This window comes from Brevundimonas sp. (assembly GCF_050729455.1).
Classification (GTDB): domain Bacteria; phylum Pseudomonadota; class Alphaproteobacteria; order Caulobacterales; family Caulobacteraceae; genus Brevundimonas.
This window is the reverse complement of record NZ_JBOHLI010000079.1, coordinates 1-8,912: the sequence shown is the minus strand read 5'-3', so window position 1 is coordinate 8,912 and position 8,912 is coordinate 1. Positions and strand designations below refer to the sequence as shown.

10 protein-coding genes are annotated in these 8,912 nt (G+C 68.3%); 1 reads left to right on the top strand and 9 read right to left on the bottom strand.

Translation table 11 applies throughout. The annotated features are described in order from the left end of the window. The 5 genes from ACREEF_RS14810 to ACREEF_RS14790 all read right to left on the bottom strand — a co-directional run. The coding region (locus tag ACREEF_RS14810) for a type IV secretion system protein (protein WP_431566336.1) at window positions 1-403 on the bottom strand (403 nt) is incomplete at its 3' end. Between the two features lie 11 nt (window positions 404-414). Continuing rightward, window positions 415-1,152: a conjugal transfer protein TrbJ gene (locus tag ACREEF_RS14805; protein ID WP_431566335.1), complete on the bottom strand. Its 738-nt coding sequence runs from the start codon at window positions 1,150-1,152 to the stop codon at window positions 415-417. After that, entirely contained in the window at window positions 1,103-3,520 is a 2,418-nt protein-coding gene (gene trbE, locus ACREEF_RS14800; protein ID WP_431566334.1) for a conjugal transfer protein TrbE, read from the bottom strand. The genes ACREEF_RS14805 and trbE overlap by 50 nt, the downstream gene beginning before the upstream one ends. 7 nt (window positions 3,521-3,527) lie before the next feature. Beyond that, entirely contained in the window at window positions 3,528-3,806 is a 279-nt protein-coding gene (locus ACREEF_RS14795; RefSeq protein ID WP_431566333.1) for a VirB3 family type IV secretion system protein, read from the bottom strand. After that, complete coding sequence (locus tag ACREEF_RS14790; RefSeq protein WP_431566332.1) at window positions 3,806-4,126, bottom strand: TrbC/VirB2 family protein; 321 nt, start codon at window positions 4,124-4,126, stop codon at window positions 3,806-3,808. Before ACREEF_RS14790 ends, ACREEF_RS14795 begins: the two co-directional genes overlap by 1 nt. 375 nt (window positions 4,127-4,501) lie before the next feature. On the opposite strand from ACREEF_RS14790, the gene ACREEF_RS14785 reads away from it, so the two are divergent. After that, window positions 4,502-4,723, top strand: a complete 222-nt coding sequence (locus ACREEF_RS14785; protein ID WP_431566331.1) for a hypothetical protein — start codon at window positions 4,502-4,504, stop codon at window positions 4,721-4,723. Window positions 4,724-4,730: 7 nt separating this feature from the next. Here the strand turns inward: ACREEF_RS14785 and ACREEF_RS14780 are convergent, their stop codons facing one another. From ACREEF_RS14780 to ACREEF_RS14765, 4 genes are all read right to left on the bottom strand, one after another. Then, window positions 4,731-4,901 (bottom strand): glycogen debranching N-terminal domain-containing protein, encoded by a 171-nt coding sequence (locus ACREEF_RS14780; protein WP_431566330.1) that lies wholly within the window; start codon window positions 4,899-4,901, stop codon window positions 4,731-4,733. A gap of 99 nt (window positions 4,902-5,000) precedes the next feature. Then, complete coding sequence (locus ACREEF_RS14775; protein ID WP_431566329.1) at window positions 5,001-6,110, bottom strand: glycosyltransferase family 4 protein; 1,110 nt, start codon at window positions 6,108-6,110, stop codon at window positions 5,001-5,003. A gap of 274 nt (window positions 6,111-6,384) precedes the next feature. Beyond that, window positions 6,385-7,221 (bottom strand): slipin family protein, encoded by an 837-nt coding sequence (locus ACREEF_RS14770; RefSeq protein ID WP_431566328.1) that lies wholly within the window; start codon window positions 7,219-7,221, stop codon window positions 6,385-6,387. Between the two features lies 1 nt (window position 7,222). Then, on the bottom strand, window positions 7,223-8,602 hold the full coding sequence (locus tag ACREEF_RS14765; RefSeq protein WP_431566327.1) for an NfeD family protein: 1,380 nt from the start codon (window positions 8,600-8,602) through the stop codon (window positions 7,223-7,225). Window positions 8,603-8,912 lie beyond the last annotated feature (310 nt).

The following is an 8,912-nucleotide window of genomic DNA, read 5'->3' as shown; positions in this document are numbered from 1 at the left end:
GGTTCTCCACCGGCGCCGGGGTGTCTCCCAGGGCCTTCACGATCCGCCAGCCCTCCGCGAGGACGGCGCCAGGATTGAGGAAGTCGGCGCGGCTTAGTTCGCCGCCGCCCGCCGTCAGCCCCAGTTCAAGGAAGCCGGCGTAGATGGTTTCGGACAGGGCCTGCCAGTCATTGATCAGCCAGGCGAAGGCGCCGATCAGCAGGATCTTGCCGAAGCCGGACGCCAGCACCTCCCGGTTGGGCGACAGGGCCCACTGGATGCCGGTCAGGGCCGTCACCAGGGCGATCATCAGGCCGAAGACGCCGTTGACCGGTCCCTGCAGAGCGCCGAAGCCCGCCGAGACGGTGTTGGAGAAGACCGCCATCAGTTCGTTGGGGGTCTCCACGCCGACCGAGATCGCCATCGGCCTGCTCCTCAGTACCGCGCGTTCGACAGGGGGTCGAAAGCCGGCGGGTTCGGGACCGCGACCGGCCGCGCCCAGGCCCGGCGGCGCGCCTCGACCCCGGCCGTCCGCTCGGCGGCGTCCCGCGCCGCGCCCTCGGACAGGAGCCGGGCCTGGGCCAGCATGATGACCCGCAGCGCGGCCAGGTCCTCGGCCAACACCGCCAGCATCTGATTGGACGACTGGACCGCGGCCGTCTGGCCCTGGGCGGACTGGCTTGCGCCGAGCGCGCCGGAAAGACGCTGGTCGCGGCCCTGCCCCAGCCGATCCAGTTCGGCGGCGGTCCGGGCCAGGTCCTCGGCGGTGCGCCGCGCATTGATGCTCCGGTCCCGTCCCTGTTCGAGCAGGCGCAGGGCGTCCGTCCCGGACAGGTCCTCGGGATAGAGGTCCGCGAACTGTCGCTCCAGTCCGTCGACCGAGGTCGCCAGCCCCCGCGCCGTCCGCGCCAGTTCGGCCATGTCGCGCAAGGTCTCGCTGTTGCGGGTCAGATGGCTGTAGGGCGAGGCCGCCAGGCTTCGCGCCTCATTGGCCAGGCTCTCGAGCTGGCGGGCGGCCTGGAGCGCATTCTCCATATGATTGCGCGGGTCGAACACGACCTGCTGGGCCCGCGCTCCATCGGCGGCCATCAGGGCAGCGACGGCGACGATGACTGCGGCAGGCCTATTCGGCCGCCAGCGGCGCGGCGAAGGCGTCGAAAACGGAATCCACATGTCGCACTCCCTTGGCTTTGAGGAATTCACGGGCGAAGCCGGCCTCGCCGGACCGCGCCAGCACGGCGTCGATGAGGGCCTGGTCTTCAGGCGATCCTGCCCCGCACAGGGCCAGGGCCACGCCGGACAGACGCAGGTCGAACAGGCGTCGCCCCTGGGGCTGACGCCAGTAGTAGGCGCGCTTGGGCACCGCGAAGGCGATCAACTCCAACTGTCGCCGGTTCAGGCCGAAGCCGCGGTAGAGTTCAGCCGACGACGGCTCCAGGGCTCGAGGATTGGGCAGGAAGACCTGGGTCGGGCAGGATTCGATCAGCGCAGCGGCGATCGGCGAGGCCGCCACGTCGTCCAGGCTCTGGGTGGCGAAGACCACGGCGACGCGCTTCTTGCGCAGGGTCTTCAGCCATTCGCGGATCTTGGCCGCAAAAGCCGTTTCGCCCAGGAAAAGCCAGGCCTCGTCCAGAACCAGCAAGGTCGGTCGGCCGTCAAAGCTCCGTTCGAGATGACGGAACAGGGCTGACAGCACCGGCGCCACCGCCGAGGGCGTCGCCATCAGGATCTCCAGTTCGAAGGTGTCGAACCGGCTCGGCGCCTGGCTTCCGCCCGCCCCATCCAGAAGCGCCCCGTGCGGCCCTTTCAGGGTCAGGGCCTCCAGGCCCGCCGCCACGGCCTTGTCCTGGACCAGGGCGCAGAAGACGGTCAGCGTCCTTTGCTCTACAGGCGCCTCGCCGAGCGCCGCGAGCGCCGCCCAGATTTCCTCACGCACCGTCGGCTCAAGTCCCGCCTGGCGCACGGTCTCGGCGATCCATTCGGCGGCCCAAGCCCGCTCGTCTTCCTGATCGATCCCCGCCAGAGGCTGGAGAGAAAAAGCAGTCCCCGGCTCCAGAGCCCGCCAGCGACCTCCGGCAGCGAGCGTCGCCGCCCGTGCCGAACGCCCCTTGTCGAAAAAGACCACCCGCGCCTGAGGATAGCGAAACCACTGCAGGGCCATGAAGGACAACAGGGCGCTCTTGCCCGCCCCCGTCGGCCCCACCACCATGGCGTGGCCGACGTCCCCGACATGCAGGACCAGGCGAAAGGGCGTGGAGCCGGTGGTGCGGGCGACCGCCAAAGGCGGCCCGTCCAGGCAGGCGTCTCCTGGAGGACCGGCCCAGACCGCCGAGACCGGCAGGAGGTCGGCCAGGTTGAGGGTCGAGACCAGGGGTCGTCGCACATCGGCATAGGGCTCACCGGGAAGGGAGCCGAGCCAGGCCTCCACCGCGTTGAGGTCCTCGATCCGCGCCGTCAGCCCCTGGGCGTTGAGCGCCGCCTCGACCGCCCTCGCCTTGGCCGCCGCCCCCTCCTCGCTTGGGTCCAGAACGGTGACAGTCAGGGTCAGGTAGCCGAAGGCGCAGGCCTCGGCCCCCAGCATCTCCAGGGCGCCATCGCATTCCTCCGTCTTGGAGGCCGCGTCGGTGTCGATCAGGGGCTGCTCCTCGCGGGTGATCGCCTCCCTCAGCAGGGCTCCGACGCCCTTGCGTTTGGCGAACCAGCGCTTGCGCAGCTTGACGATCTCCCGCTCGGCCTCGACCTTGTCGAGGCCGATCCAGCGGGCGGTCCAGCGATAGGGGAAGGGCAAGGCGCCGAGGGCGTCGAGCAGTCCGGGCCGGGTCGCTGACGGCAGGCCGCGCACAGACACGGTCCTGAGCCATTGATCGCCTAGGCGGGGCGCGGTTCCGCCCGTCAGTCCGGCGTCGGCGAGCCAGGCGTCCAGGAAGACCGGCGTCTCCGGCGGCCGCACCGGATGGGGGTTGGGAGAGACGCAGGCGTCCAGCCAGGTCAGCAGGGCCGCGTCCTCCAGAGGCGCGATCTCCGGCAGGGCGTCCGCCAGCAGGTCGAAGACAGCGTCAGCCTCGCGTCGGAAGGCGGCCAGGGTCTGGCGCCAGTCCTGACCGGCCCGGGCCAGGCCGTCGAACAGCCATCGCTCCAGCCGTCGCGTCTCGTCGGCCGGCGGCAACCAGGTCAGGGCCAGGCGGAAGTCGGTCTCGAAGGCCGGTTCAGCGTCCTCGAACCGCGCGCGCCGTTCGGCGTCGACCAGCCAGGCCGCCTCGGCCTCGAACTCGCTCTCGGGATAGGGCGCCGCAGGACGACGCTGCGCCTCCACATGCAGGCACCATCCGGTGCCGAGGCGCTTCAGGGCGTTGTTCAGCCGCGCCCGGACCGCCATCAGCTCCTCTTCGGTCGAGGACTCCAGGTCCGGTCCCCTGAAGAAGAAGGCGGTCGTGAAGGAGCCGTCCTTGTTCAGGACCACGCCCGGCGAGACCAGGGCGGCCCAGGGCAGATGATCCGCCAGACTGGCGGGGCGACGACGATGTTCGTCGAGGAAGCGCATGACGGCCTCACGCGTCCAGATGGCCAGGCAGGGCCAGGTGGCGCCGCAGGACTTCGAAGAAGCGGCGGTCCGCCCGCGCAGCCCAAAGCCCCACGGCATGGGCGAGCGCCCACCACAACAGTCCGAGCCACCAGATGCGCAGGGCCAGACCCAGGACCATGGCGGTCGTGCCCATGAGGATGGCGTAGTCGCGCGGCATGCCGGCCATCAGCACGGGCTCGACCAGGGCCTGGGCCACCGGCAGGTCCCAGCCCTCGGGATGCAGGGTTTCGAGGGAGCGGGCCATCAGGCGAGCTCCACCCCGCCGGCGAAGCCGAAGAAGTCGAGGAAGAAGGTCGAGGCCGCAAAGGCGATGGTCAGCCCGAACAATATGCCCAGGGCCCGCCGCATGGAGGAGCCGCTCTCGCTCATGGCGACGCCGGCCCCGAACAGGACCACGGCGATCACGGCGGCGGCCTGGACGACCGGACCGGTGATCGACTGGACCACCTGCTGGATCGGCCCTTCCCAGGGCATGCCCGAGCCGCCCGCCAGGGCCGTTCCCGCCGCCAGAAGTCCGCTCGCCAAGGCTGCGCCGAACAGGCGCCGTCCTACTCTCCGCTTCATGATCGCCTCCCTGAGTTCAGCGCCGTTCAGCGCATTGCGACTCATTGCAAGCAAAACAATCCACAGGGTGTCAATAATAAATATTATTGTATTTCAGCGACTTATTGTGAACTTCTGAACGACCCCTTCACAAGTCCCAAAGGCGTCGGCGAGAGTTTCAAGCCGACCCGCCCGTCCTGGCTTTTCAACCTCAAGACCCCAATGAAAGCGGCGTCCAATCAACCGCTTGCCGGACGCCCTGCGGAACGACCGCTACCGCCTGGCCTCCCCGGCGCTGGCGAGCCAAGCGACAGGCCGAAGTGACGCAGGTCGGCCAGAATTTAGCCGCAATTCACATGGTAACCGCAGGCTCCCGAGTTCACTTCGGGCGCCCAGATGCACCCTCTCAATGACGGCCAGACCCTTGCACGTTGGGACTTCGAGGCCCTTTTCGGCGGCAAGGTCAGGCCCCTGAGCGAATCTGTTTTCGATGTTGTCGACCTGTCCGGCCTGGATCTGAACGGCCTTCGGTTCGAGCGCTACAGCTTCAAGAGAGCGGGCTACACCGGCCCCCATTTGGAAAACTCGCGCTTCGTCGGTTGCCGCGGCGTCATATAACAGAAGTTCACCCTGCGGCCGTCATCTCACAGCTGAGCCGCGAGGGTCGCGCGCGCCCGACTGTCAGGACGAAATGCGACAGCATCCGCGTGTCTCTGTCGAACAGGCCGTCGGCGCCGCTCTTCACATCGCCCCAATGGTCCGCGACCAGAAAGGTGTCGCGGTCCTTCAGCGCCATCAGGGTTTCCAGCCCGGCCTGATCGCTGTGGTCGGCAGCGGTGGTCTGGACCGACTAGGTGTCGTCCATGCTCTACCTGGTGGGCGAGAGGGTTAAGGGTCAGGCGCGAACGGCGAAACTGCGCGCTTCGCGCAGTGGGCGGATCGGTTCGCCATCCAGAACGTGCGCGGCGAAGGGACGGCGGGCCAGCAGGTCGCCGTAGACGTCGAGATAGCGCCGCGCCATGGCCGTTGCCGAGAAGCGCAGATCGAACCGCGCCCGGATCGTCTCGCGGTCCAGTTCGTGCGCCCGCCCGGCGGCGGTCACCGCCTGTTCCATCGTGTCGACCAGAAAGCCCGTGGCCCCGTCCTCGATGATCTCGGGCGTCGAGCCGCAGCGGAAGGCCACGACGGGCGTGCCGCAAGCCATGGCCTCGATCATCACCAGACCAAAGGGCTCGGGCCAGTCTATGGGGAACAACAGGGCCTCGGCCCCGCCCAGGAAGGCCGACTTCCGGTCGTCGCCGATCTCGCCGACGAACTCGATCAGGGGATTGCCCTCGACCAGGGGCCTGATGACCGTCTCCCAATAGGCTGCATCCGCCGCATCGACCTTGGCCGCCATCTTCAGCGGCCTGCCCAAACGCGTGGCGATCTCGATGGCCCGGTCGGGGCGCTTCTCGGGCGAGATGCGGCCGAGGAAGGCCAGATAGCCTTCTGACCGGGGCGAGAAACGATAGAGGTCGCCCGGCATCCCGTGATGCACCGTCGCCTTCCAGTTGGCGGCGGGCAGAGGGCGGCGTTGATCGTCGGAGATGGAGACCAGGCCGAACTGGGGCCAGCGCTCATAGATGTCGGGCAGGTCCTTCAGGTCCAGCCGCCCGTGCAGGGTCGTCACCGTCTTGTCCGCCAGATCGCGGAAGAAGGGGAAGTGCACCATGTCGGTATGGAAATGGATGACGTCGAAGTCGTCGGCGCGGTCCAGCACCTCGGCCAGCATGGCCATGTGGGCGGCCAAATCGGACTTCAGCGGCTCCGGGTCCAGCCGGATGGCCTGATCCCGCACCGGGATCAGGCGGGCTCGCGTCTCGGCGTCGGCGCTGGCGAACAGGGTGACGTCGTGGCCCAGATCGACCAGGGCGTCGGTCAGGTGGGCGACCACCCGTTCCGTACCGCCGTAAAGCCGGGGCGGCACCGCCTCATAGAGGGGCGTGACCTGCGCGATCTTCATCTCATGACTCCGACCCCCCGAACGGGGCGCTGGAATCGTCAACACGGGTCGATCAGCGCGGTTCCAGCTTGGCCAGAACGATACTCGCCAGGCGCGCTGGAACGTGGCTCATCATTATGACCTGTCGCTGGAGCTCTACCGCCACCCCCTTCGACATGACCGGACCAGGCGCCTGGAAATGTCCGACGCCGGCGCGAATCTGACGAGACAGTCTGATGACACGGGGGCAGCATAAAGCGTCGAACAGACACGCGGATGTGTCCCGATGATCCCCTTAAGTCGTGCTCCGCCGACCTTGGCTGGCGGCCGCCGGCTTTCGCCGGGTTCCTTCAGGCTTCGGACCGGGGCTACTATTATAGTCGCGGGCCATCGACAGGAGCGACCCCGCCTCCATGGGGAAGGGGAAGACGATGGTGTTGCTTCGGTCGTTGGCGACGACCGACAGGGCGCTGAGGTAGCGCAGTTGCATCGCCTCTGGCTGCTGCGCCAGGATGACCGCCGCCTCGTAGAGCTTCTGCGCCGCCTGCTCCTCGCCCTCGGCGCTGATCACCTTGGCCCGGCGTTCGCGTTCGGCCTCGGCCTGGCGGGCGATCACCCGCACCATGCTCTCATCGATATCGACATGCTTGATCTCGACATTGGCGACCTTGATGCCCCAGGTGTCGGTCTGCACGTCGAGGATCTCCTGGATGTCGTTGTTGAGCTTGTCCCGCTCCGACAGCATCTCGTCGAGGTCGTGCTTGCCCAGCACCGAACGCAGGGTGGTCTGGGCCAGTTGGCTGGTGGCCATCAGATAGTCCTCGACCTGGATCGTCGCCTTCTCCGGCTCGACCACCCGGAAATAGAGCACCGCATTGACCTTCACCGAGACGTTGTCGCGTGAGATGACGTCCTGGCTCGGCACGTCCAGCACCAGGGTGCGCAGATCGACCCGCACCATCTGCTGCACGAACGGGATCAACAGAATCAGGCCTGGCCCCTTGACGCCGGTGAACCGGCCCAGGGTGAACACGACGCCGCGCTGATACTCCCGAAGAATCTTGATCGCTGCGGCGAGCACACCAAGCGCCAGGACGAGAAGCGGCAGGAAAAAGAAGATATCGGTCAACATGTCAGGACTCCTCGGCCTCGTCGGGCGGAACCGCCGCCACGGTCAGGGTGAGGCCGTCAATGGCCAGCGTCCGCACTGCGTCCCCAGGCCGGAGCGGGTCGGCGGACACGGCCCGCCACCGTTCGCTATGGGCGAACACATGGCCGGAGGTGTTGCTCCAGTCCTGGACGACGCCGGGGGCGCCGACCATTTCCTCGCGCCCGCTGACGACGCGCTTCCGCCGCGCCGAGAGCGCCATGCGCAGCACCCCGAAGCTGAAGGCGAGGCTGGCGACCGCGAGGCCGGCCACCAGCGGCAGCGACACCCCGAAGCCGGGCGCGTCCGTGTCCATGAAGAGCACGCCGCCGAGCAGGAAGGCGAAGACGCCGCCGATGCCCAGAATTCCGAACGACGGGGCGAATATCTCGGCCACCATCAACCCCATGCCGATCAGGATCAGCGCCCCGCCGACGTAGCTCACCGGCAGCGCAGCCAGAGCGTAAAGGCCGATGAGCAGGCTGATCGCGCCGATCACGCCCGGGTACAGCGAGCCCGGGTTCATGAACTCGAACAGCAGTCCGTAGACGCCGATCATCATCAGGATCAGGGCCACGTTCGGATTGGTGATGGCTGACAGCAGCCTGTGCCGCCAGTCTGGCCGCATATGCGTCACGGCCACGTCGCGTGTCTCCAGCACGATCGCGGCGCCGCCGGCGTTCACGGTCCGCCCGTGCGCCTGGGCAAGCGCGTCGTCGACGTCCTCGGCAATGAAGTCGATCACCCCGGCCTCGAGGGCGGCGTCCGCCTCCAGGCTGGCGGCCGTTCGCACAGCGTCCTCCGCCCAGCCGGCGTTGCGTCCGCGCAGCCGCGCCAGGGACCGGATGTAGGCGACGGCGTCGTTGGTCGCCTTGGCGGTGGCGGCATCCGGCGACGCGCGGCTCTGGGCGTCGTCCGGCTCGGCGTTCGGCGCTCCAGACTCATCCCCGGGTCGACCCGGCAGGCCGCCGATCTGGACCGGCGTCGCGGCGCCGACGTTGGTGCCCGGCGCCATGGCCGCCACATGGCCAGCGTAAAGGATGAAGGTCCCGGCGCTCGCCGCCCGCGCGCCGCCAGGGGCGACATAGACGATGACCGGCACGGGCGAAGCGAGGATCTCGCGGATCATCTCGCGCATGGAGGTGTCCAGCCCGCCCGGCGTATCCAGCCTCAGGACCACCGCCGCAGCGTCGAGGTCCCGGGCTTCCGCCAGGTTGCGGGACAGGTAGTCGACGCTGGCGGGGCCGATCACCCCGTCCATATGCACCACGACCGCGCCAACGCCGCCGCCGGCGGGCGGCGGAGCGGGGGTGACCGCCGCCGCGAGACCAAAAGCCAGCAGGAGCAGGACCAGCGGCCTCAGCAACGATCGCCCGGAGCCGGATCGAGCGATCTTCGTCCACGGGATCATGCCGCCAAATTGGCCCCATTGCGTATCCCGGTCAATACGCCCCCCATCGCAGCGTGGACGGAGGGTGCCGCCGGACCAGTCATCAGAGTAGAGCAGTCCCAGGCCGATCGTCGAGCACGGCGATCGAGCCATAGCCCATCTGACGTGCCTCTGAGGTTTCATCCAGCGGCGACCAGAGTCCTTGGGTTAGTTACGCCTCGCAGCGTGGGGTGAGCAACAGGCCGGGCCGCGCAGCTTTCATCCTGCGCAGCGGGTCGGCCTGTTG